Source organism: Phenylobacterium sp. (genome assembly GCF_035309685.1).
In the GTDB taxonomy this organism is placed as follows: Bacteria; Pseudomonadota; Alphaproteobacteria; order Caulobacterales; family Caulobacteraceae; genus Phenylobacterium.
This window is the reverse complement of the sequence record NZ_DATGEX010000043.1, coordinates 45,704-68,501: the sequence shown is the minus strand read 5'-3', so window position 1 is coordinate 68,501 and position 22,798 is coordinate 45,704. Positions and strand designations below refer to the sequence as shown.

Sequence of the window (22,798 nt, the reverse complement as noted above, 5' to 3'; positions counted from 1 at the left end):
GCGCATGCGACTGGGCGCGCGTCAAGCAGGGCTCGCGGAATGCGCCTGATGCAAAGGATCCTCGGCGGCTGCGGAGTTTTGCTGGCGGGCGTCTGCGCGGCGCTTGCGCTGCTGGCCCAGGGCGGCCGGTTCAGCGCCACGCTGGACCTGATCACCCACGTCGCTCCGCTGTTGCTGGCCGCTGCCGTTGTCGCAGCCCTCCTTTCGACCCTCGGGGTCGACCGGACCCGCCGGACCGGTCTCGTCCTCGCCGCCGTAGGCGTGGTCGCGGCCGGTGCGTTGATCCTGCCCGAATTCCTGCGTTCGACCGGTCCGGTCGCCCCTCCGGACGCGCCTAATCAGATCAAGGTCATCGAGTTCAACGCCTGGCAGGAAAACCGCAACCCGAAGGCCGTCGTCGACTGGCTGCAGCGTGAAAACCCCGACTTCTTCTTCCTGACCGAACCGACCCCCGTGCTGCTCAATCTGATCAGGGTCCGGACCGGCTGGAAGACCATGGGGTCGCAGAGCAACACCATCGGCTTCGCGCATGACCGCTACCTGATCATGGACCGCCCCATCGAGCCGCCGAAGGGCGTGACCTTCGTCAACGCCACCTTCCCCAACGCCACCGGGCCCATCGAAATGGTGATCACTCACCTCAGGTGGCCCACCGAAGTTCGTCTCCATGCGCTGGGCGACGCCACCTTGCGCGATGTTTTGGCCCAGCGGCCGCGAGATCGGATGGTTCTGGCCGGCGATTTCAATTCGACGCCCTGGTCCTTCGCGCGGCGGCGCGACGACACGGCCTACGGCCTGATCCGCCGCGACCGGGCGCTCGCCACCTGGCCGACCGGACACGCGGGCCCCTGGCCCTTGCCCGCGCCCTTCCCTTTCCTGCCGATCGACCACGTCTACGCCGGTCCGGGCTGGGCGACGGTCAGCGTGAAGCGCGGCCCGCCGCTAGGGTCCGATCACTATCCGATCGTGGTGATGCTGGCGCCCGTGGCGCCGCGCCCAGCCGCGCCCTAGGCGTCCGCGGCGACCTTCATCGAGACGATGTGGCCGGGATCGCGCGGCGGCTCGCCCTTGGGCAGGGCGTCGACGTGCTCCATGCCCTCGGTCACCTCGCCCCAGACGGTGTATTTGCCGTCGAGGAAGCGGGCGTCGTCGAAGCAGATGAAGAACTGGCTGTTGGCCGAGTTCTCGCTGGCGCTGCGGGCCATGGAGCAGACGCCGCGCACATGCGGCTCGCGCGAAAACTCCGCCGGCAGGTTCGGCTTCTTGGAGCCGCCCATGCCGGTGCCGGTCGGGTCGCCGCCCTGGGCCATGAAGGCCGGGATCACGCGGTGGAAGACCACGCCATCGTAGAAGCCCTCGCGCGCCAGTTCCTTGATTCGCGCCACATGCAGCGGGGCCAGATCCGGGCGCAGCTTGATGGTCACGAGACCCGTCGAGAGCTGCAGCAGCAGGGTGTCTTCGCCCCCTTTGGGCTTGGCCGGGGCCTTGCTGGCGGTCTTGGCGGTCGCGGCTTTCGCCTTGGCTTTGGGAGCCATCATTTCACCTCTACTGGAATGTCGACGTCGCAGGCCGTGAAGTCGGAGCCCTTGGCCGCGCGCACGCGGTCGATCTGCGCCCTGAACCACGGCCCCTTGGGATCGATGACCCGCACCTTCGGCCGGGTCGCCTCGGGCAAATCGGCGAGCAGGCGGACGTGTTCCATATAGTCCTGCGGCTGCTCGACCGGCTCGCCGGTCTTGATCGCGCGCACCACGTCCTCACCGGCGATCACCCGGCCCCAGGCGGTGTATTTCCGCTCCAGCGAGGGATAGGGGTAGCGCATCAGGAAGAACTGGCTGTTGCCGCTGTCGGGGTTCTCGTCGCGGGCCATGCCCATCACGCCCTGGCAATAGAGCGCCCAGGCGGTGACCTTCTGGTCCTTGGTCATGGCGGCGAGTTGCATCGACTGGCTCTCCACCGGCAGCGACTTGGTGAAGCCGATCTCGGCGACCGTCTGGTCGACCGCCAGCACGAACGGCAGGTCGGCGCCGCGGCGGAAGGTGAACTCGGCGGGGATGTTCGGCTTGGACGAACCGCCCTGGCCGTTGTTCTGCGGATCGCCCGTCTGGGCCATGAACCTGTCGATGACCCGGAAGAATTTCAGGCCGTCGTAGAACCCTTCGTGCGCCAGCGCGCGCACCTGGGCGACGTGCTGCGGCGCGACCTCGCCGACCATCTCGACCAGAATCCGGCCCTTGTTGGTGTCGATCACCAGGACGTCGTTCGGGTCGGGGGTGCGCCAATCGGCGGGACCGGGGCCGCCGGGCGCAGCGGGCTGGGCCGCTGCGGCGGGCGCCGCGGCCGGCGGGGCCTTGGGCTTGGGCGCGGCCGAGGCGGTGACGGCGACGGCCGCGGCGCAGGCGGCGAGCAAGAGCGTGCGGTTCATGCAAATCCTCGTAGCGGGCCTCAGGCCCGGACGCCAGCGCTCGGTCGAGCCGCCGGGCGCGCTCAGCCGCGGCCCGCCTTGGCCATCAGGCGATCCTTGACGCTGGGGCTGACGAAGCGGGTCACGTCGCCGCCCAGGATCGCGATCTCCTTCACCAGCTTGGAGGCGATGGCCAGGTGGCGCGGGTCGGCCATCAGGAACACCGTCTCGATGTCCCGGTCGAGCTGCTGATTCATGGCGGTGATCGAGAACTCGAACTCGAAGTCCGACACGGCGCGCAGGCCCCGCACCATGATTCCCGCGCCGATCTCGCGGGCGAAATGGGTGGTCAGCCCCTTGTAGGGCTGCACGACGATCTCGGTGGAGGCGCGGAACGGCGCCACAGCCTCCTCGACCATCGCCACCCGCTCCTCAAGAGCGAACATCGGGCTCTTGCCGGTGTCGATCGCGACGCCCAGCACCAGCTTGTCGACCAGTTTCACCGCGCGGCCGATGATGTCGGTATGGCCGTTGTGGATCGGATCGAAGCTGCCCGGATAGAGCCCGACACGGGTCATGCGGCTTGGTCCCCAAACAACCGAGCTTCGCCTTTCGCCGCCGGACGCGGTTCTGGCAAGGGGAAATCGCCGCAAGCCTCTGAAATTGGGGCGGCCGAACTCAGGCCCGCGGACTCAGGCCCGCGAACTCAGGTTCCGGACCCTGGAATCCACGGCAGGATCATCGACACCCGCTTCTGGTAGCCGCGGTAGGTGTCGCCGAACACGCCGATCAGGTCGTGCTCCTCGAACTGGATGGCGATCAGGATGTAGCCGGTCGTGGCGACGGCGAACACCAGGTGGCCGAGGCTCATGGTCGGCGCCGCCCAGAAGGCGACGATGAAGCCGGCGTAGAGCGGATGGCGCACGACGCGGTAGAACAGCGGGGTGTGGAACTCCGGCGGCGGGATCTCCTTGCCCGAGGCGTAGGCGAAAACCTGCCGCAGGCCGAACAGGTCGAAGTGGTTGATCAGGAAGGTGCTGGTGAGCACGATCAGCCAGCCCAGGCCGCTCAGCGCCAGGAGCGCGGTCGCCGCCGTCCCGCTGGTCGCCCAGATCGCCGGCGTCGGAATGGGACGCCACTGCCAGCAGATCAGGATCAGCGCGAGCGACGAGAGCAGCACATAGGTCGACCGCTCGGCGGCCGGCGGGACGATCCTGGTCCACCAGGCCTTGAAGGCCGGGCGCGCCATGACGCTGTGCTGGAGCGCGAAGACTCCGAGCAGCAGGGCGTCGACGATCAGGCTCGGGACGAGTGGGCCGGCCGCGCCGGAATCGATGGTCTTAGGAACCACCAGGCCGTCGACGAAGCCGATGGCGTAGAGGAACGCGCCGAAAAAGATGAAATAGCTCACCACGCCGTACAGAACGGTGACGATCTTGCTCATGGCTTCCCCCCGGAAATTCCGGGCGGGAACCTGAACGCCAGCAGGCAGTCTGTCAAACGGAGCTGACAGCGTTCACCGGACCGTGTTTTTCAAACTAGGTCTCGGGTGGAGTCTCTGGCGGAGTCTCTGGCGGGGCCTCATCGCTGCCTGCGCCGCCCTCGTCCGCCTGATCGGCGGCGGTGTCGTCAGCCTCATCCTCGCCGGTGTCGGCCAGCCGCTCGACCGAGACCACGTGCTCTTCGTCGGAGGTGCGGAAGATGATCACGCCCTGGGTGTTGCGGCTGGCGATGCGCACCTGGCTGACCGGGGTGCGGATAAGCTGGCCCTGGTCGGTGACCAGCAGGATCTGGTCGCTGTCCTCCACCGGGAACGAGGCGGCCAGACGGCCGCCGCGCTTGCTGAGGTCCTGGGCCAGCAGGCCCTGGCCGCCGCGCCCGGTGCGCCGGAAGTCGTAGGCCGACGAGCGCTTGCCGTAGCCCTCGGTGGAGACCGTCAGGATGAACTCCTCGGCGCCGCCCAGTTCGGCGATCCGTTCGACGCTGAGCGTCACGGTCTCGTCGGCCTCGGCATCGTCCTCTTCCGGCGGCGCGGCGGCTGTGTCCTCGCCCTCGCCCGGTTCGCCGTTGGCGGCGGCGCGCATGGCGGTGGCGTGCTTCAGGTACGCGCTGCGTTCGGCCGGCGTCGCATCCACCGAGCGCAGGATGGCCATGGAGATCACCCGATCGCCCTCGGCCAGGCGAACGCCGCGCACGCCGGTGGAATCGCGGCCGGCGAACACCCGCACCTCTTCGGTCGCGAAGCGGATGCAGCGGCCCAGCGCCGTCGTCAGCAGGATGTCGTTGACGCCGGCGTTGCAGGCGCCCACGCCGATGATCGAATCGCCCTCGTCCAGCTTCATGGCGATCTTGCCGTTGCGGCGGACGTCGACGAAATCGCTGAGCTTGTTGCGTCTTACGCCACCCGAGCGGGTCGCGAACATGATGTCGAACTGTTCCCAGGTCGCCTCGTCCTCGGGCAACGGCAGGATTGAGGTGATGCTTTCGCCCGGCTCGATCGGCAGGATATTGACCCAGGCCTTGCCGCGCGAGGTGGGCGTGCCGACCGGCAGGCGCCAGACCTTCAGCTTGTAGACCTTGCCGCCGGAGGAGAAGAACAGCATCGGCGTGTGGGTGCTGGCCGAGAAGACCCGGGTGACCGCATCCTCGTCCTTGGTCGACATGCCCGAGCGGCCTTTGCCGCCGCGGTGCTGGGTCCGGTAGATCGACAGCGGCGTGCGCTTCACATAGCCGCCGTGGGTGACGGTGATGACCATGTCCTCGCGGACGATCAGGTCCTCGTCCTCGACGTCGGCGTCGCCCTCGACGATCTCGGTGCGGCGCGGGACAGCGAAGGCCTCGCGCACCTCGACCAGCTCTTCGCGGACGATCGCCATGATCTTCTCGCGCGACGCGAGCAGCGCCAGGTAGCCGGCGATGGCCTCGGCCAGCGACTCCGCCTCGCCGAAGATCTCGTCGCGGCCCAGGCCCGTCAGGCGCGAGAGCGTCAGCGCCAGGATGGCGCGGGCCTGCTCGTCGGAGAGCCGGATCTTGTCCCCGTCGATCACCAGGGTGCGCGGGTCCTGGATCAGCTCGACCAGCGGCAGCATGTCGCCCGCCGGCCAGTCCTTGGCGATCAGCCGCTCGCGCGCTTCCGCCGGGTCCTTGGACGAGCGGATGATGTGGATGAACTCGTCGATGTTGGCCACCGCGATGGCGAGACCCACCAGCACGTGGCCGCGGTCGCGGGCCTTGGAGAGCTCGAACTTGGTGCGCCGTTCGACGACCTCTTCGCGGAAGTCCACGAAGCAGGTGATCATCTCGCGCAGGCCCATCTGCTCGGGCCGCCCGCGGTTCAGCGCCAGCATGTTGACGCCGAACGACGACTGCAGGGGCGTGTAGCGGTAGAGCTGATTGAGGATCACGTCGGCCGAGGCGTCGCGCTTCAGCTCGATGACGATCCGCATGCCCTGGCGGTCGCTCTCGTCGCGCAGGTCGCTGATGCCCTCGACCCGCTTTTCGCGCACCAGCTCGGCGATGCGCTCGACCAGCGCGGCCTTGTTGAGCTGGTAGGGGATCGAATGGATGACGATCGCCTCGCGCTCCTTGCGGATCTCCTCGACCGAGGCCACGCCGCGCATGATCACCGAGCCGCGGCCGGTCATCAGCGCCAGCCTGGGGCCGGTGCGCCCGACGATCTGGCCGCCGGTCGGGAAGTCGGGGCCCGGCACGATGTCCAGCAGAGCCTCCAGCGTGACCTCGGGGTCGTCGATATAGGCCAGGCAGGCGTCGACGATCTCGCCCAGGTTATGCGGCGGGATATTGGTGGCCATGCCGACGGCGATGCCGCCGGAGCCGTTCACCAAGAGGTTCGGGATGCGCGACGGCAGGACGACCGGCTCGCTCTCCGAGCCGTCGTAGTTGTCCTTGAAGTCGACGGTGTCCTTGTCGAGGTCGGCGAGGATCGCCACCGCCGCCTTGGTCATCCGCGATTCGGTGTAGCGCATGGCCGCGGGCGGATCGTTGTCCACCGAGCCGAAGTTCCCCTGCCCGTCGATGAGCAGCAGGTTCATGGAGAACGGCTGCGCCATGCGCACCAGGGTGTCGTAGATCGCCTGGTCGCCGTGCGGGTGATACTTGCCCATCACGTCGCCGACCACGCGGGCCGACTTCACATAGGAGCGGTCGGGCGTGTGGCCCTGCTCGCCCATGGAGAACAGGATGCGTCGGTGCACGGGCTTCAGGCCATCGCGCACGTCGGGCAGCGCCCGGCTCACGATGACGCTCATGGCGTAGTCGAGGTAGGAGCGCTTCAGCTCGTCTTCGATGGCGATAGGGGCGATGCCCCCATGCCGGTCAGCCGGCGGGGTGGTGTTTTCGTCGGTCAAGGCGGGGATTTAGCCGTTAGAATCGGACGGGTTAAGTGGGGTCCATAGTTAGCATTCGGAAGCGCCGGACGCCAACTTTCGTGCGCGCGTGCGCTCGCGCACGCACGAGCGCGCATGCGAGCGCGCCGGCCAGCGCCCGCACAGGTCCCAAGGACAGCCGCAAAACGGTCGCTTTCGGCGAACATCGATCCGCCGTTTCTGGGCGGTGACCGCGGGCCCGCGGCGTCCTATGAAGCACGCGCGACAAGGACCTAAGCTGCCCATGGCCCTATCCCTTGGCGAGCCCGCGCCGTGGTTCACGGCGCCGACGCCCAGCAACCCCGCCTTCGTGTTCGACACGGTGGGCGGGCGCTATGTGCTGCTGGTCTTCCTGCCGAAGGACGATGTGGCCGCCGCGGCCGATGCGCTGCGGGTCATCGCCCAGCAGCGGAACCAGTTCGACGACGAGCGGGTCAGCGCCTTCGTGGTGGTCCGCGATCCGGCCACCGCGGCCAGCGCCCAGGACATGCGCGGCCTGCGCTGGTTCCTGGACGAGGACGGCGCGGTCAGCCGGCTCTACGGAGCCCTGGGGGCCGACGGGGCGGAATATCCCATGTGGCTGCTGCTCGACCCTGCGCTTCGGGTCATGGGCCGCGTGCAGCTTTCCAACGCCCAGATGCTGTTCGACACCCTGGCGCGGCTTAGGCCCCCGTCGGAGCACGCCGGGGCGCCGCTGCATGCGCCGGTGCTGGTGGTCCCCCGGGTGTTCGAGCCGGAGCTCTGCGAGAAGCTGATCGGCCTGCATCAGGCCGACGGCGGCGCCTTCACCGGCGTCATGCGCGACGAAGGCGAACGCACGGTCGTGGTGATGGACGAGCTGAAGAAGCGCCGCGACATCCTGGTGGAGGACGCCGGCCTGCGCGACCTGCTGCGCGAGCGGCTGGAACGGCGACTGTTTCCGATGATCGCGCGCGGCCTGGGCTTTGCGGTCACCGAGGTCGAGCGCTACGTGGTGAGCTGCTACGACGCCGCCGACAGCGCGGTGTTCCACGCCCACCGCGACACCACGACCTTCGGGACCGCGCACCGGCGCTTCGCCTGCTCGATCAACCTGAACGCGGGCTTCGAGGGCGGTGACCTGCGCTTCCCGGAGTATGGGCGCCGGACCTATCGGCCGCCGCTGGGCGGCGCGGTGGTCTTCTCCTGCGACATGCTGCACGAGGTGACCCCGGTGACGGCGGGCCGGCGCTACGCCTTCCTGCCGTTTTTCTACGACGCCGCGGCCGCCGAAGTGCTGGACGCCTACCGCCGGCGCGTGGGCGAGCCCGCAACGCCCGCCGAGCCCGCCGTCTGATGGACGCCGCCGCCTCGCCCCTCGCCTGGACGCCGCCCTTCGCGCCTGGCGATCCGGCGCCCTGGTTCCAGGTCCCGGCGCCGCATTCGCCGAGCTTCCACTTCAGCACGACCGTGGGGCGCTACATCCTGCTGGGCTTCCTGCCCTCCCCCGGACCGGCGCGCGAGGCGGCGCTGCTGGCCTTCCAGCACCATCGCGCGCTGTTCAACGACGCCAAGGCCTCCGCCTTCCTGGTGCTGCGCGACGCGGAATCGATCGCCATGGCGCGCAACCAGCTGCCGGGCCTGCGCTGGTTCCTGGACGCCGACAGCGCGCTCAGCCGGCTCTACGGCGCGGTCGGCGAGGGCGGCGAGGCGCGGCCCTACTGGCTGCTCATCGACCCCGCGCACCGGACGATCGGCGCCTTTCCGATCGAGGCGACGGGCGAGCTCTTCGCCGCGATCGCCGCCCTGCCGGACGTCGCCGACTATGCCGGAGTCGAGCTCTTCGCTCCGGTGCTGATCCTGCCGCGCGTATTCGAGCCCGAGCTCTGCACGCGGCTGATCGCGCTCTACGACGCCGACGGCGGCTCGCCGTCGGGCGTAATGCGCGATGTCGATGGCCGCACGGTCGGGGTCATGGACGATTTCAAGCGCCGCCGCGACCTCGTGATCGAGGACCAGACCCTGCGCGCCGAGCTCTTGTCCCGCATCAGCCGCCGGATCGCCCCGCAGATCGCCCGGGTGTTCCAGTTCCAGGTCACCCGCCTCGAGCGCTACTTGGTGGCCTGCTACGACGCGCAGACCGGCGGCTATTTCCGCGCGCACCGGGACAACGAGACGCTGGGGACCGCGCACCGCAAGTTCGCGGTCTCGATCAACCTCAACGCCGAGGGGTTCGAAGGCGGCGACCTGCGGTTCCCGGAATTCGGCCCGCGCACCTACCGGCCGCCGACCGGGGGCGCGGTGATCTTCTCGTGCTCCCTGCAGCACGAGGCGACGCCGGTCACCAAGGGCCGCCGCTACGCCTTCCTGCCCTTCCTCTACGACGAGGCCGGCCACCAGCTGCGGGCGGCCAACGGCGGCTTCGTCGGCGGCCCCGAGGCGTGAAACCATCGGCGGTGGCTTGCGCCTTGCAACACTCGCCCCCAACTCCGCCGCAATCGCGTGTTTCAGGTGTGACCATGACCAGATCGCTTCCCCGGCTCGCCCTCCCGCTGACGATCGCCCCCCTGCTCGCAGCCCTGGCGGTCGCCGCGCCCGCCGCCGCCCAGAAGGCCATCAGCCCCGGCTACTGGGAGACCACCAGCAAGGTCACCTCGCCGTTCCCGACCCAGAAGACCGAGAAGAAGTGCATCCGGCCCGCCGACGTCGCCAAGTTCATGGAAGGCCGGATCAACCACATCTACACCTGCACCTACCCGACCAAGCAGGTGGGCGACGGCAAGATCAGGCTGGCCGGCTCCTGCGCCACCAAGGACGGCGCACCGGTGCCGATCCAGGGCGAAGGCGTCTTCACCAGCGACAGCATGCACATCGATGCGCGCGTGTCCCTGCAGGTCGGCGGCCTGAGCGTGCCGGTGCACGCGTCCACCGACGCGCACAAGCTGGGCGAGACCTGCCCCGAACCCGGCGCGCCGGCGAACTAACGGCCCTAAAACCGTATTCTAGAACGGAATTTCGTCGTCCAGGTCGGCGGAGAAATCCTCGCGCGGGGCCGAGCTTTGCGCCTTCGGGCCTGACGAGAAGCCGCCGTTGTAGCCGCCACCGCCCTCGCCCGCCTCGGCGTTGTCGCCGCGGCCGTCCAGCATGGTCAGCTCGCCGCGGAACTTCTGCAGCACGATCTCGGTGGAGAACTTTTCCACGCCCGAAGCGTCGGCCCATTTGCGGGTCTGGATCGCGCCTTCGATGTACACCTTGGCGCCTTTGCGCAGGTACTGCTCGCAGACCTTGACGATGTTCTCGTTGAACACCACCACCCGATGCCACTCGGTCTTTTCCTTGCGCTCGCCGGACCCGCGGTCGCGCCAGGTTTCCGAGGTCGCAACGCGCAGGTTCGCCACCCGATCGCCGGAGTTGAGCGAGCGGATTTCGGGATCGGCCCCGAGGTTGCCCACCAGAATGACCTTGTTGACGCTGCCCGCCATGTCGATTGTCCTAAGCTTCCGTGTTTGCGGGCTTGTCGCCCCATTCAAGTCGAGGGCCGCAAATCTAGCGAGCCGTTAACCGGCGGGCAAGGACTTTGTTCCTGTTTCGTTCAGGTCTGCGCCGTTCCGTCCACAGCCGATTTCACTTGGGCTGCATGGGCATGGCGCCGGGCACGGCCAGGCGGCCGTCGCCGGTCCGCACCAGGGCCGTGTAGCGCGGGCCTTCGAGGCTGGTGGAGGTCTGCACGCCCTCGGCCTCCAGGAACAGGAAATTGGCCTGATAGGCGCCGTAGATGTTCTGCTGGCTGCCACCCATGCGCAGGAACTTGATCCGCATGGCCTCGAGGTTGGCGGCGCAGGTCTCCAGGTTCGGCGCGTTCACAAGCTTGAAATACTTAAGCTTTCCGTCCTTCTGCGGCACCACGTGGTAGCAGACGCCGGTATCCCCCGGCGGTTCGGTGCGCGCTTCGCAGGCGGTGAGCGCCAGACCGGCGGCGGCGGTGACGACAAGGGCGATCAAGCGGTTCATGCGCCAAATCCTACACAAGTAAATCGCGATGCGCGAGCGGTCAGCCACTCCGGCTATCCGGCCGCTTCAGCCGGCCGCCGGACAGCCCGGCTGGTCCATCAGGGGGCGGAAGTTGCGGTTGTCGGCGGAGGCCTCCACCCGGCCCGGCACCAGCCGCAGGGTCTGCTGGCCCCAGCGGCCGTAGGCGGCGTCGCCCTGGCGCACGCAACGGCCGGCGAACAGGGTCTGGGCGCAGGCGGTGAGCGCCAGGTCCGGCGTGAGCTTGCGCCACTGGCCGGCGGCATAGCGCCAGCAGGCGTCGGCCGGTCCGCTGGCGGCCTGCGGCGCGGCGCTCGCGACCGTCACGGGCTCCGGTGCGGCCTCGACGGCCGGCTTGCCCTCAGCCGGCGGCAGGGGCGTGATCGCGGTCCCCGCCTGGCCGCCGGCGGCCAGGGCGCCGGACTGGTCCAGACCCACGTCCAGGGCGTCGGTGGAGACGCCGTTGCGCTTGGCGCACTCGGCGATGGTCATGTCGCCGACCGACTGGCCGGCCACGAAACAGCGCAGCGGCTTGGCCGGATTGATGTGGCCCTCGCTGGCGCCGGCGGCGTCGATCACCAGCCCGCCCTGTGAGGCGGGCGGCGGTGGCGCGGTCTCCCCGCGATGCTGCGCCACCAGCGCCCAGGCGATCGCCAGGCCCGCGACAAGCGCCACCGCGGCGCCGCCCAGCGCCAGCGCGATGCCGCGGTCCTTCAGGAAGTCCATGGCTTTCGCTAGACCTCGGGCGCCACGGTTTCAAGCGCCCCCGAGCGATCAGGCGAAGGTGCTGGTGCTCGGCGCGCTGTTGCCGCCGGTCAGGCGCGCCAGGCCGGCCTGCAGGTTGGCCAGCTCGTTGCTGAGATATTGCGGCACGGTGCCGCCCGTGCCGCCATTGGCCGCGGCCGAGGCCTGGGCCGGGTTCACCGGCGTCGCCGCGGTGACCAGCGCCTGGTAGGCCTTGCGGATAACGCCCTGGGCCGAGGCCACGACGGCCTTGGCGTGGCTGAGCTGGGCGGCGTTGTCGATGTTCAAGGTGCTGGCCAGGCCCAGGCCGAAGATCTGGGTTCCGCCGTCGGCCGGCGAGGTCGTGCTGCCCACCGTGACGGTGCCGCTGATCAGCCCTTCGGGAAGGCCGAGCGTCGGCAGCGCGTTCTTGTCGCCCGGGCCGCCGGTCAGGGTGACCAGCGAGGAGCCAAAGGCGGGCGTGAGCTTGAGCTGAGACTGGGTGCCGGTGTTCACCACCGTGGCGGTGAGTTGCGAGCCGCTGGCCCGCTGGATCTTGGTCGCGAGCGTCTGCAGGGTCTCGCCCGGATCGATGGTGACGGTGACGCCCGGCCCGGTAAGGCCGCCGACCACGAACTGTTCGCCGGCCCGAAGCGTGCTCTGCGAGCTCAGCTGCTGCGAGGTGTCGAAGGTCAGATTGCCTTTTGGCAGGCCCAGGCGGTCCAGGATGCTGGAGCCGGTGGTGTCGACGGCGATGGCGGTGGGCGCGGCCATGCCGTCCTTGCCGGTGAACCGCTGCGAATTCAGGATCGTGCCGTTGGCGATGTCGAGTTCGGCGAGGAAGCCGTCCTTGGTCCCGACCGGCGCCTGGCCCGGCAGATCGGTCCCGGCCTGGCCGCCGATCCACACCTGGCCGTTGGAGACCGAGAGCGCCGTGGCCCGGTCGTTGCCGGTCCCGCCGTAGTAGGCGATGGCGTCACCGGCGGTGGGGTTCAGGCTTTCGTCGACCTGGGCGGCGAAGGCGTCGCTGCCCCCCGACGCCGCCAGCGTGACGGTTCCCGCCGAGAGCGCGGGATTGGAGGTCGTGCCGGCGACCACCAGCTGACCGTTGTTCACTGCCAGGCCGCTGATGCTGCCGCCTTGCAGGTCGCCCAGGTCGCGGGTGTTCGACAGCACCGGGGTCCCAGACGAGATGTCGAAGCTGCGCAGCACCGCGTGTCCGCTCTCGACGCTGGCGGTGAACAGCGTGTTGCCGTCGACCGCCAGGCCCTTGGGCGTGTCCTGTCCCGCCGTGCCATACGACTGGGTGAAGACGGCGTGCGGCGTCCCGGTCGCCGAGGTCTGTAAGGCCTCGATATAGCCGTCGTAGCCGCCTTGCGGATTGACGCTGCTGCCCGGCATGGAACTCTGCGACTGGCCGGCGACATAGACCGTGCTGCCATCGGCGCTGAAGGTCACCTGGTTGGCCTGGTCCTGCAGGGTCGCGCCGCGACGGTCCGTCCACACCTCGTTGCCGCTGGCGTCGTAGAGGGTGGTGAAGCTGTCGGTCTGATCGGCCTCGCCGGTTTCGTTGGAATTCAGGGCGCCGTTGGTCGCGCCGTTCAGGGTGCCGGTGACCTGGCCCACCACCGCCACCTGCCCGGTCGACGAGACGGCGAGCCCGAGGCCCGACGCGCTATCCGAGGCGCCGAGCGTGCGCGTGTAGATCAGGTGGCCGGCGGAATCGTACTTCAGCAGCGCGACGTCCTGCGTCCCCTGCACGGACTGCCCTTCCACCGATCCGCTGACGTCGGCCAGCATGTACACCGACCCGTCCGCGCCGGTCTGCATGGCGTGGATCGTACCCACGCCGGTGTCGAGGTTCTCGGCGAAGACGCGCCCTGGCGTAAAGTTCGCCTGGCCCGGAATCTGCGGCGGGGCGGCGACGTTGGCGGTGTCGGTCTGGAACTTCACCAGCTGGTCGCGGGTGTCCGAGTCGCTGGTCGCGGGATTGTTGTCGGGGTCAGGATTGCCGACCGTCTGGCCCACATAGACCGCGCCCGCGGTCTGCGGCGCGCTGAAATTCACGGTCTCGCTGGTGCCGACGTTGATCTTGAGCGCCCACTGGTCGGAGGTCGGCGGCAAGGTGACCGTGGTGCCGCCCGCGGTGATCGTCTGCGCCTGGCCCGGGATGCGGTTGGTGGCGACCCTCGTCTGCACGCCAGCCGCGGCGAGCTGGCTGTTGATGTAGCCGATGACGTTGGCCAGGCTGCGCGGCTGCGCGCCCAGGTTCGACAGGTCGATCGGGACGTTGGTGGTCACCTTGTTCAGGGTGACGCCGATGTTGAACACCACGTTGCCGTCGAACGCCGGAACGTCGGCGGTGAGCGAGTTGGTCAGTGGCGGGGTGATATAGCTGCTCGTCGGCTTGTTGATCGCCAGCGTCGCGGTATCGCTGGTGGCGGTGGTTCCCTGCGTCACGCGCAGACCGCTCAGGCTGCTGGTGTCGATGTATTGCGAAAGCTGCGACAGGCCGCTGTCGAAGGCCTTGGAGAGCTGCGCCTGATACTGCGGCGAGATGCCCCCGGACGCCGCATTGGCCAGGTCCATCAGGGTCGACAGACCCTGGTACATTGTGAAGAGCTTTCGATAGTCCGTTGACGCGCCAGGCAAATCCAGTTGCGCGGCGCCCTCGTTGATGATCGCCTGCCCCGACAGGGCGGCGGTCACGTTGCTGTTGGATTGGTCGGCGGTCTCGCTCGAATTCCACGGCGGCGTCGGCGCCACGGGCTTGCTGGGCGTCGAGGAGTCGGAGCTGCTCGAGCTCGGCGCGATCAGGCTGGACAGGTCCATGCTGATGATGCCGTGGCTGTCGGCGGAGTTCGTCGTGCTGAACAGCCCCAGCAGGTAGCTATTGTTGACCGAGGAGACCATGACGCGCCTTGCGCGGAGCACACTGCTCCGCGCGTGGACTTTGCGGCCGCAACCCCTGCCCATTCGTTAAGACTTGGCCGATTTCACCTCGGCGGACCCGTTAATTCGGCCGTGTAAAACGGCCGCCGCGGGGTGGCCTTTCAGGCAAAGAAAAGGCCCGAGCGCCACTGCGGCCCGGGCCTTTCCTCACTAACGCCCCAACGGAACGGGTTTTACTTGAACAGCGACAGGATGATCTGCGGCGCCTGGTTGGCGATCGACAGCGCCTGGGTGCCGAGCTGCTGCTGCACCTGCAGCGACTGCAGACGGGCGCTTTCCCGCGCCAGGTCGGCGTCGACGAGGTTGCCGACACCGGTCTGCAGCTGATCGGACAGCTTCTGCACGAAGAGGTTGTGGTTGGAGATTTCCTTGGCCTGCGAGCCCAGGTTGCCCAACGCCTGGTTGGTGTTGAGGATCGAGGCCGAAAGCTGCGCCAGCGCGATACTGGCGGTGGCCACGCTGGTGATCGACGAGGTCGACGGCAGGGTGATGATCGCGCCGCCGAGCGTCAGGTTCTGGCTGGAAAGCGTGATCGTGCCCGTGGCGTCCGCATTGGCGATGAACTTGATCTGAGCCACGCTGCCGTCGAGCAGGTTCGCGCCATCGAAGTTGGCGTTCTGCACGATCGAGGTGATCTGCCGAAGTTCGGACTTGAAGGCCGAGTCCAGCGCATTGCGCGAGGCGGTGTCGATCGACGGGTCGAGCGCGCCGACCACGTTGGCCTTCATCTGCACCAGCAGATCGGAGATCGTGGCGCCGGCGGTGGACGCCACGTCGGCGATCGAGGTCGCCCGGTTCAGGCTGGACTGCACCGACCCCAGCGAGCCGATATCGGCCCGCTGCCCCTGGGCGATGGCCCAGACCGCGGCGTTGTCCTTGGCGTTGTTGATCGCCAGGCCGGTGCTGATGCGATTCTGCACGTCCTGCAGTTGAGTGCTGGTGTTGTTCAGGTTCTGCAGCGCGATCAGGGCTGCATCGTTGGTATGTACGCTCAGCGCCATTGCGGATCTCCTCGTGCCCGCCCTGATCGCAATTAAGCGAGTCGCGGGCCTGTTCGCCGAGGAAGCTATGGAATCGTGGTTGGCAGATGGTTAACGACAACGCCGATTGCCGCCTCGGATGACCGAAGCGGTTAAGACTTTTCAGTTCGCTCCCTCGTGGGGAGCCGGATCAGGCCTTGGTTCTTACGACGTTGCCGGCTTCGTAATCGAGCTGCTCCCGGAGCTGCAGCACCTGCTCTCTGGGCAGCTGCTGGATCACTTCACCGGTGAGCCGATTGACCGTCTTGTACACGTAGGAATTGGTGGCCTTGTCCTCTTCGATGACCAAACGCATGTCCACCGGATCCGGGCCTTGCGCGACACTCTTGGCGGCGGACCCTGTGTCGGGGCGCTGCTGAGGGGGCGTTTTCTGGCCGAAGGTGGGATCGGGGGTGGCTGCGAAGGCCGCAACCTTGTTGTCCATCTCTGCTGTCGCAGGCGCTCACGCGCCGGCGCTCCAATGAAGGAAAAAGCGTCGGCGGGAGGCTAGAAGCCCCCCGCCGCCGCCAAACGACCTACTTGAAGAGGCCGAGAAGGATCGAGGACGACTGGTTGGCGATCGAGAGCGCCTGAATGCCCAGTTGCTGCTTGGTCTGCAGCGCCTGGAGATTGGCGCTTTCCTTCGCCAGGTCGGCGTCCACCAGGTTACCCACGCCCACGTCGATCGTGTTCTGCAGGTTCGTGATGAACGTCTGGTGCGACCCCAGCGCCTTGCTGCCCGTACCGAGCTTCCCGAGGGCGCTCGAAACGTTGGCGATCGAGGCGTTGAGCGCCGCGATCTGGATGCTGGCGGCGGCGGTGGTGCCGATGGAAGCGGCCGCCGCAACCGTGACGTTCGCACCGCCCAGAGTCAGGCTCTGGTGCGCGACGCTGATCACCTGGCTGCCGGAATCGTTGGCCAGGGCCTGCAGCTGCGTGGTGCCGCCGTCGATCAGGTTCGCGCCGTTGAACACGGCGTTGGACGTGACCGTCGTGATCTGATTGCGCAACGAGATGAATTCGTTGTTCAGAGCCGCGCGGCTGGTGGTGTCCAGAGTGACGTCAACGGCCGCCAGGGCCTTTTCCTTCATCTGGTTCAGCAGGTCAGAGACGGTGGAGCCGGCCGACAGCGCCACATCGACGGTCGATTGACCGCGTTGCAGCGAAGAGATGACCGAGTTCAGCGCCTGAGAGGTCGCACGCTGGTTCTGCGCGATACCGAAGATAGCGGCGTTGTCCTTAGCGGACGACACCTTGAGGCCGGTGTTGATGCGGTTCTGAGTCGTCTGCAGTTGCGACTGCGTGGTGCTCAGGTTTTGGAGCGCAATCAGGGCGCCGGCATTGGTGTTGACGGAAAAGCTCATTGGGTAGTCCTTTTCTCAGGTCTTCGGCCGTCGTTTTGGCAGCCGTGAGCGTTTTGCTCGGGGGCGTAAGCAGCAAGCATCGGGCCATTTCGCCCACCTCGGGACTCACTCATAAGCTATTGAAATTATGCCGTTATACCCTCATTAAGCACGTTCTGGCCCGGCAGTTTTTGCCGAGCTGGAGCCCTGATCGGCAATTCCTGCCGGGCTCACTCGGCAGAATGCGCAGGGCGCCATGGAAAACGCCCGCGCAGGGGCTGCGCGGGCGTTCGGAACTCCGGCGGAAACGAGGGTTTCGGCGATCAGGCGGCGACGCCCGCGGCCACCGACTTGGGGGCCAGACCCTGCATGATCATGCGGTTGATCTCGATCAGCGACTCGATGGTGTCCTCGCGGCGAACCACCTTGCTCGTCTGGCGGCCGACCCAGATGGCCAGCGAGATGATCGAGGCGCGCAGCTGCGCCGGCAGGGCGTTGCCCGGATTCGAGCAGTCCTCGCTGAGCGCCGTCCAGACACGGCGATTCCAATCCAGCGCATCGATGCGCGCGGCGACGTCGTGGGGATCGGCCTTGGCCGCCTCCATCAGGGCCAGGGTGACCTGCGCGAACAGCCGATATTCGGTCTCGCGCGGACTTTCCGTCCTAACCGCCGCCTGGTGGTACGCTCGAAGGGACATTCCCGAGCCTCTCCTCTTCGTAGTCCATCAATTTGCGGCAGCGCATCAGCGCCTTGTAGTATTCCCGCTCCATGCAGTTCTTGGAGATCTCCACACATTCGGTGAGGATCGCGGGATTGCCGATCACGTTCATGAATTCGGTCAGGCGGCGCACGAACTCGTCGTAGTAGCGGTCGGCTCCGGCCTCATCGAGATACATCATCATGACCGGGAAATAGATATGCCGGGCAGGCGTATTGACCTCGTCTTCCTGCATGATGTCCTTCTCACGAAGGACGGAGGCCTTGTTCTGCAGGACGAGCACGCCTCGGCGGTCTCCGTTCTGCACGACGGCGCCGTTGAGAACGAACTTCTCCCCCGGCTTCAGCGACAATTTTAGCGGCAAACCCGCCTCCCGATCTCAGCGCGTGACGAACCGCCTCTCGCGATTCGAATGACCCATAGTCGCCTTCTGCAGGGCCCGGCGCACGAGAGAGTTAGTCGGCGCCGGGTTAACGCCCGATTGCTCGCCGAGATTTTGCGCGAACTTGCGTAACCACACTCAGGTTCAGGCGCGACCTTAAGCTGGCATTAGCCATGTTCGCCGAAAAGCTGGAGCTTCCATCGGGAGACTTCAGTCCTATGCCGCGCCAGGCCTTGCCGACCGCCACCTCCGCCCAGGCGCTGCACTCCGCGATCCCGGCGCAACCCGGGTTTTCGTCCGGCGTCGCCGGCGAGGCCGGGTCCAACGCGGCGCTCGAGAAGCTGAACGCCGCCGTCGCCGAGCTCAAGGCGCTGGCGCTGGCGCCCCTGCTGCAACGCGCCATCGACGCCATCCGGGCCGAGGACGCCACCACGGCCTACGAGTGCGCCGTCAAGGCGCTCGAACTGGATGAGCACAGCGGCCTTGGTTGGTATCTCCTGGGGATCGCGCTGGAGCGGCGCGGCGATTTCGCCAACTCCATCCGCGCCTATGAAGCGGCGCTGAAGCTGTTGCCGGACCACGGCGAGGTGGCCTGCGACCTGGGACGCCTGGCGCTGCGGCTGGGCATGAAGCCGGAAGCCGAAGAGCTGTTCCGGCGCTTTCTCGCGCGCTACCCCGACGACGCGGAGGCCGCCAACAACCTGGTCTGCGCGCTGCGCGACCAGGGCCGCGCCGACGAGGCCATCGAGAACCTGCGGGCGGCGATCCTCAAGGCGCCCGACAACCCCATGCTGTGGAACACCATGGGCACGATCATGTCCGACCAGGGCGACTTCCCCAACGCCCAGGTGTTCTTCACCGAAGCCCTGCGGCTCGATCCCGAATTCCCCAAGGCGCGGCACAACCTCGCCACCGTCTTGCTGATGCAGGGCGACATCGAGGGCGCCCTGGTCGAGAACCAGGCGGCGATCGCCAAGGTCAGGGCCGAGGACGACCGCCAGATGATGCGGCTCGCCCGCTCGACCATGCTGCATTGCGTGGGGCGGATCGGCGAAGGCTGGGACGAGTACGAATCCCGCATCCATCCGCAGTTCAACGGCCGCACCGCCTTCGCGATCGACCGTCCGCGCTGGGAGCCCGGCGCGGACCTGGCCGGCAAGTCGTTCCTGGTAATCTGCGAGCAGGGCCTGGGCGACGAGATCCTGTTCGCCAACGTCCTGCCCGACGTGCTCGAGCGCCTGGGACCCAAGGGCAAGCTGACGCTGGCCGTGGAGGCGCGGCTCGTGCCGTTCTTCCAGCGTTCGTTCCCCACCGCGACGGTCGGCGCGCACGCGACCTACGAAATCAGCGGCCGGCTGACCCGCGTGGTGCCGTTCATCGGCGACGGCGCGGCGATCGACCTGTGGGCGCCGGAAGCCTCGCTGATGCGCGAGTTCCGCCGCTCGCTGGCGGACTTCCCGGCCCGGCCCAGCTTCATGACCGCTGACCCCAAGCGCGTCGCCCATTGGCGCAAGGTGCTGCAGACGGCGCCGGCGGGCCTAAAGGTCGGCCTCCTCTGGAAAAGCGCGATCAGCCGCGATTCCCGTCACCGTTATTTCTCCCCGTTCGCGGCCTGGGCGCCGGTGCTGGCGCAAAAGGGCGTGACCTTCGTCAACCTGCAGTACGGCGACTGTTCCGAGGAACTGGCCGCCGCCAAGCGCGATTTCGGCGTCGAGATCTGGTCGCCGCCCGGCATCGATCTGAAGCAGGACCTGGACGAGGTCGCCGCCCTCTGTTGCGCCATGGACCTGGTGGTCGGGTTCGCCAACGCCACCTGGAACATCGCCGCCGCCTGCGGCGTGCCGAACTACCTGATCTCGGTGCCCGGCGCCTGGACGCGGCTGGGGACCCTCACCTCGCCATGGTATCCCGCCACCCGGGTCTTCCTGCCGCCGGGCTTTGGCGAATGGGATACGGTCATGGGCGAGATGGCCGACGCGCTGGGCGCCTTCGTCTCGGAACACTGACGCTGATTTGGGGTTCATCCCTCGAAGCCGAGGAGACGCCCGATGCCAGATCCGAACGACGCCTTCGACGACGCCGACCCGCAGGACAGCGCCGAGGCCTTTGACGAGGACAACCTCGATTCCGACGAACTGCGCGGCGAGATGCGAACCTTCGAGGAACTGGACGACGTCCTGGACGTGACCCAGGCCGATGGCGACCGCGACGAGGACGAGGCGCTGGCCCTCGACGCCGACGCGTTCGACGAAGACGCCGTCGACGACGCCGACACCGAGGAAGATCACGAACTGAACTACCGCGCCGCCGCCGAGACACGTGAGGACGACCTTGACGGCCAGGGTCCGGAGGACGGCTACGATGAAGACCGCCTGTCCGCCCGCGACCTCGAAGGCCTGGACCAGATCGGCGACGCCGACACGGTCGAGGGGGGCGAGGACGACGTCACCGACTTCCAGGCGACGAACCTCTCCGACGCCGACCTGCAATCGATGGGCTATTCGGAGGCCGGGCGCGACGGGACGGTGCGCGCCAAGTCAGACACCTAAGCGGGCAGGTCGAAGCCCCGGGTCACGAGGCGGGTGCGGCTGGCCGCCCGCGCCGCCGCCCAGTCGGATTTCAGGAGGCCCAGACCCACGACATCGGCGGGCAGGCCGTCCTTACGCACGTGCTGGCGGAACAGGGCCTCGCGCTGGAAGCCAAATCCCTCGTGCAGCCGCCAGACCGGCTCGTTGTCGACCAGCACCTCGCACCAGAGCTTGTTGAGTCCCAACTCGCCGAACACGTGCTCGATCACCCAGTACTCCACGAAGGCGCCGATCCCCTGCCCGCGCGTCGACGGATCGGCCAGGTAGTAGGCCCAGGAGGTGCGGCCATGCTCGGGGGCCAGGTCGTAGAGGTTGGCCAGGCCGACCGGCGTCCCGTCGGCCTCGATGATCCAATAGCGCCGGCGCGCGTCGCCCAGCGCGCCGACGAACCACAGGTCGTGCTCCTCGGCGCTGATCAGGTGGTCGGAGTACATCCAGCGCGCGACCTCCGGCAGGTTGCGCCAGACCAGCAGCCGCCCGCTGTCCTCGGCCGCCAGGGGCCGCAGCACCACCTTCACCGCGCCGCTCATGCCGGGACCTTGGCGGAGTTCACCGGCAGGGCGACGACCGCCTCCGAGGTAAAGGCCGGATCGAAGGGATAGAGCTTGGCGTAGACCTCGCGCACGAAGACCAGATCCTCCGGCAGATCCACCGTCCAGCGCAGCGCCGCCCAGCTGTCGTGCCGCGCCACCCCGGCCAGCTTATAGGTCTGCGGCCGGCGGTAGATATAGGGCGTCACGTGCTCGCGCTCATAGGGGTCGGCGGCGAGTTCGGCGGCTTCTATCAACACCTGCGTGCGGATCACCTCGGCGTCGAGGCCATGCGGATAGGTGCGGGTCCCGAGCGTGTTGGAGGTGTAGTCCGCGCCCACGGCGTGATGGTGCTCGATCACCTGGTCGATCAGGCCGGGGTCGGCCAAGGGGCAATCGGCGGTCAGCCGCACCACGGCGGCCGCGCCTGGCAGCAGGGCGGCCGCGCCCCGGAAGCGCTCCAGCACATCGTCCAGCGGCCCGCGGTAGACCGGCAGGCCCAGGCGCTCGATATAGGCCGCCAACGGGTCGTCGCTGGCGTCGACGCTGGTCGCCACGACCAGCATGTCGATGCGCTTCGAACGGCGCAGCCGCTCCAGCTGGCGGCCGATCATCGGCTCGCCCAGCACCGGCGCCATGACCTTTCCCGGCAGCCGGGACGAGGTCATGCGGGCCTGTAGGATGGCGAGGTTCAAGTGGCTTTGGCCTCTAAAGACGCCTCACCTAGCGCCGACTCTGCACGCCCGACAACCTGACGCTTACGCCGCAGCCGTCTGCGGGCAAAGCCGCTTGCAAGCCGCGCGCACGGCTTTAGGCTGGCGCAAACAAACAACTGTTCGAACTTGGGCTTAGACGCCCACCCGCGGGGATCCCAATGAGCCAGCGTTTCGAAGGCACCGAGAACTACATAGCCACCGAGGACCTGAAGGTCGCGGTGAACGCCGCCGTGGCGTTGGAGCGGCCGCTGCTGATCAAGGGCGAACCCGGCACCGGCAAGACGGTCCTGGCCTACGAGATCGCCAATGCGCTCGGCGCCGAGCTGATCACCTGGCACATCAAGTCGACGACCAAGGCCGCCCAGGGCCTCTACGAGTACGACGCCGTCACCCGCCTGCGCGACAGCCAGCTGGGCGACGAGCGGGTCAAGGACGTCCGCAACTACATCAAGAAGGGCAAGCTCTGGGAGGCGTTCACCGCCGAGAAGCGCCCGGTCCTGCTGATCGACGAGATCGACAAGGCCGACATCGAGTTCCCGAACGACCTGCTGCAAGAACTCGATCGGATGGAGTTCTACGTCTACGAGACCAATGAGACGATCAAGGCCGCGGTCCGGCCGATCGTGATCATCACCTCGAACAACGAAAAAGAGCTGCCGGACGCCTTCCTGCGCCGCTGCTTCTTCCACTACATCCGCTTCCCGGAAGCCGAGACGATGAACGAGATCGTCGATGTGCACTATCCGAACATCAAGCAGAAGCTGGTCGCCGAGGCGCTGCGGATTTTCTACGACATGCGCAAGGTGCCGGGCCTGAAGAAGAAGCCCTCCACCTCGGAGCTGCTCGACTGGCTGAAGCTCCTGATGGTCGAGGACATCGACGCCGAGGCGCTGAAGGAAAAGGACCCCACCAAGCTGATCCCGCCGCTGCACGGGGCGCTCTTGAAGAACGAGCAGGACGTGCACCTCTTCGAGCGCCTGGCGTTCCTGGCGCGGCGCGAGGGCGCGGGGTCGCGGCCTGGGCAATAGGCGCCACGTAACCGGCGTTACA

23 protein-coding genes are annotated in these 22,798 nt (G+C 67.7%); 7 read left to right on the top strand and 16 right to left on the bottom strand.

What is annotated here, in order from left to right; genetic code table 11:
- The first annotated feature begins 48 nt into the window (after positions 1 to 48).
- The gene (locus VKQ35_RS14030; RefSeq protein WP_324362632.1) at positions 49 to 1,011 is read left to right on the top strand and encodes an endonuclease/exonuclease/phosphatase family protein; all 963 of its coding nucleotides are present in this window, start codon (positions 49 to 51) and stop codon (positions 1,009 to 1,011) included.
- Here the strand turns inward: VKQ35_RS14030 and VKQ35_RS14025 are convergent.
- The 5 genes from VKQ35_RS14025 to gyrA form a co-directional block, all read right to left on the bottom strand.
- A complete protein-coding gene (locus tag VKQ35_RS14025) occupies positions 1,008 to 1,535 on the bottom strand; it encodes a peptidylprolyl isomerase (protein WP_324362630.1) in 528 nt (175 codons plus the stop codon). The two genes, VKQ35_RS14030 and VKQ35_RS14025, sit on opposite strands and share 4 nt — an antisense overlap.
- Positions 1,535 to 2,425, bottom strand: a complete 891-nt coding sequence (locus VKQ35_RS14020) for a peptidylprolyl isomerase (RefSeq protein WP_324362628.1) — start codon at positions 2,423 to 2,425, stop codon at positions 1,535 to 1,537. The genes VKQ35_RS14025 and VKQ35_RS14020 overlap by 1 nt, the downstream gene beginning before the upstream one ends.
- Positions 2,426 to 2,487: 62 nt before the next feature.
- Positions 2,488 to 2,982: a pantetheine-phosphate adenylyltransferase gene (gene coaD, locus VKQ35_RS14015; protein ID WP_324362626.1), complete on the bottom strand. Its 495-nt coding sequence runs from the start codon at positions 2,980 to 2,982 to the stop codon at positions 2,488 to 2,490.
- Between the two features lie 128 nt (positions 2,983 to 3,110).
- Entirely contained in the window at positions 3,111 to 3,848 is a 738-nt protein-coding gene (mddA, locus tag VKQ35_RS14010; RefSeq protein WP_324362624.1) for a methanethiol S-methyltransferase, read from the bottom strand.
- A gap of 94 nt (positions 3,849 to 3,942) precedes the next feature.
- Entirely contained in the window at positions 3,943 to 6,771 is a 2,829-nt protein-coding gene (gene gyrA, locus VKQ35_RS14005; protein WP_324362622.1) for a DNA gyrase subunit A, read from the bottom strand.
- 262 nt (positions 6,772 to 7,033) lie between these two features.
- On the opposite strand from gyrA, the gene VKQ35_RS14000 reads away from it, so the two are divergent.
- The 3 genes from VKQ35_RS14000 (at position 7,034) to VKQ35_RS13990 (ending at position 9,731) form a co-directional block, all read left to right on the top strand.
- On the top strand, positions 7,034 to 8,104 hold the full coding sequence (locus VKQ35_RS14000; protein WP_324362620.1) for a 2OG-Fe(II) oxygenase: 1,071 nt from the start codon (positions 7,034 to 7,036) through the stop codon (positions 8,102 to 8,104).
- On the top strand, positions 8,104 to 9,192 hold the full coding sequence (locus VKQ35_RS13995; protein WP_324362618.1) for a 2OG-Fe(II) oxygenase: 1,089 nt from the start codon (positions 8,104 to 8,106) through the stop codon (positions 9,190 to 9,192). Before VKQ35_RS14000 ends, VKQ35_RS13995 begins: the two co-directional genes overlap by 1 nt.
- Positions 9,193 to 9,266: 74 nt before the next feature.
- Positions 9,267 to 9,731 carry a DUF3617 domain-containing protein gene (locus VKQ35_RS13990; protein ID WP_324362616.1) on the top strand — a complete coding sequence of 155 codons (465 nt, stop codon included), beginning with the start codon at positions 9,267 to 9,269 and terminating at the stop codon, positions 9,729 to 9,731.
- An 18-nt stretch (positions 9,732 to 9,749) separates the two neighbouring features.
- Here VKQ35_RS13990 and ssb read toward each other — a convergent pair whose 3' ends face one another.
- The 9 genes from ssb to flbT form a co-directional block, all read right to left on the bottom strand.
- Positions 9,750 to 10,229, bottom strand: a complete 480-nt coding sequence (ssb, locus tag VKQ35_RS13985; protein ID WP_324362614.1) for a single-stranded DNA-binding protein — start codon at positions 10,227 to 10,229, stop codon at positions 9,750 to 9,752.
- Positions 10,230 to 10,371: 142 nt separating this feature from the next.
- Positions 10,372 to 10,758 carry a hypothetical protein gene (locus VKQ35_RS13980; protein ID WP_324362612.1) on the bottom strand — a complete coding sequence of 129 codons (387 nt, stop codon included), beginning with the start codon at positions 10,756 to 10,758 and terminating at the stop codon, positions 10,372 to 10,374.
- 66 nt (positions 10,759 to 10,824) lie between these two features.
- A complete protein-coding gene (locus VKQ35_RS13975; RefSeq protein WP_324362610.1) occupies positions 10,825 to 11,502 on the bottom strand; it encodes a hypothetical protein in 678 nt (225 codons plus the stop codon).
- Between the two features lie 48 nt (positions 11,503 to 11,550).
- Positions 11,551 to 14,433 (bottom strand): hypothetical protein, encoded by a 2,883-nt coding sequence (locus VKQ35_RS13970; protein WP_324362608.1) that lies wholly within the window; start codon positions 14,431 to 14,433, stop codon positions 11,551 to 11,553.
- Between the two features lie 191 nt (positions 14,434 to 14,624).
- Positions 14,625 to 15,452 (bottom strand): flagellin, encoded by an 828-nt coding sequence (locus VKQ35_RS13965; RefSeq protein WP_324362606.1) that lies wholly within the window; start codon positions 15,450 to 15,452, stop codon positions 14,625 to 14,627.
- 169 nt (positions 15,453 to 15,621) lie between these two features.
- Positions 15,622 to 15,915, bottom strand: a complete 294-nt coding sequence (locus VKQ35_RS13960) for a flagellar protein FlaG (protein ID WP_324362604.1) — start codon at positions 15,913 to 15,915, stop codon at positions 15,622 to 15,624.
- A 91-nt stretch (positions 15,916 to 16,006) separates the two neighbouring features.
- A complete protein-coding gene (locus VKQ35_RS13955) occupies positions 16,007 to 16,834 on the bottom strand; it encodes a flagellin (RefSeq protein ID WP_324362601.1) in 828 nt (275 codons plus the stop codon).
- 302 nt (positions 16,835 to 17,136) lie between these two features.
- Entirely contained in the window at positions 17,137 to 17,511 is a 375-nt protein-coding gene (gene flaF / locus VKQ35_RS13950) for a flagellar biosynthesis regulator FlaF (protein WP_324362599.1), read from the bottom strand.
- Positions 17,477 to 17,896, bottom strand: coding sequence for a flagellar biosynthesis repressor FlbT (gene flbT / locus VKQ35_RS13945; protein ID WP_324362597.1), 420 nt, complete (start codon positions 17,894 to 17,896; stop codon positions 17,477 to 17,479). The genes flaF and flbT overlap by 35 nt, the downstream gene beginning before the upstream one ends.
- A gap of 236 nt (positions 17,897 to 18,132) precedes the next feature.
- Between flbT and VKQ35_RS13940 the strand changes: the two genes are divergently transcribed.
- Together VKQ35_RS13940 and VKQ35_RS13935 are read left to right on the top strand one after the other, a co-directional pair.
- Positions 18,133 to 19,920, top strand: coding sequence for a tetratricopeptide repeat protein (locus VKQ35_RS13940; RefSeq protein WP_324362595.1), 1,788 nt, complete (start codon positions 18,133 to 18,135; stop codon positions 19,918 to 19,920).
- A gap of 42 nt (positions 19,921 to 19,962) precedes the next feature.
- Positions 19,963 to 20,463, top strand: a complete 501-nt coding sequence (locus tag VKQ35_RS13935; protein WP_324362592.1) for a hypothetical protein — start codon at positions 19,963 to 19,965, stop codon at positions 20,461 to 20,463.
- On the opposite strand, the gene pseH is transcribed toward VKQ35_RS13935, so the two are convergent.
- Together pseH and VKQ35_RS13925 are read right to left on the bottom strand one after the other, a co-directional pair.
- Complete coding sequence (pseH, locus tag VKQ35_RS13930) at positions 20,460 to 21,032, bottom strand: UDP-4-amino-4,6-dideoxy-N-acetyl-beta-L-altrosamine N-acetyltransferase (protein ID WP_324362590.1); 573 nt, start codon at positions 21,030 to 21,032, stop codon at positions 20,460 to 20,462. The genes VKQ35_RS13935 and pseH overlap by 4 nt on opposite strands.
- Complete coding sequence (locus VKQ35_RS13925) at positions 21,029 to 21,727, bottom strand: glycosyltransferase family protein (RefSeq protein WP_324362588.1); 699 nt, start codon at positions 21,725 to 21,727, stop codon at positions 21,029 to 21,031. Before VKQ35_RS13925 ends, pseH begins: the two co-directional genes overlap by 4 nt.
- Before the next feature lie 179 nt (positions 21,728 to 21,906).
- Between VKQ35_RS13925 and VKQ35_RS13920 the strand changes: the two genes are divergently transcribed.
- A complete protein-coding gene (locus VKQ35_RS13920) occupies positions 21,907 to 22,776 on the top strand; it encodes a MoxR family ATPase (protein ID WP_324362586.1) in 870 nt (289 codons plus the stop codon).
- Positions 22,777 to 22,798: the final 22 nt, after the last annotated feature.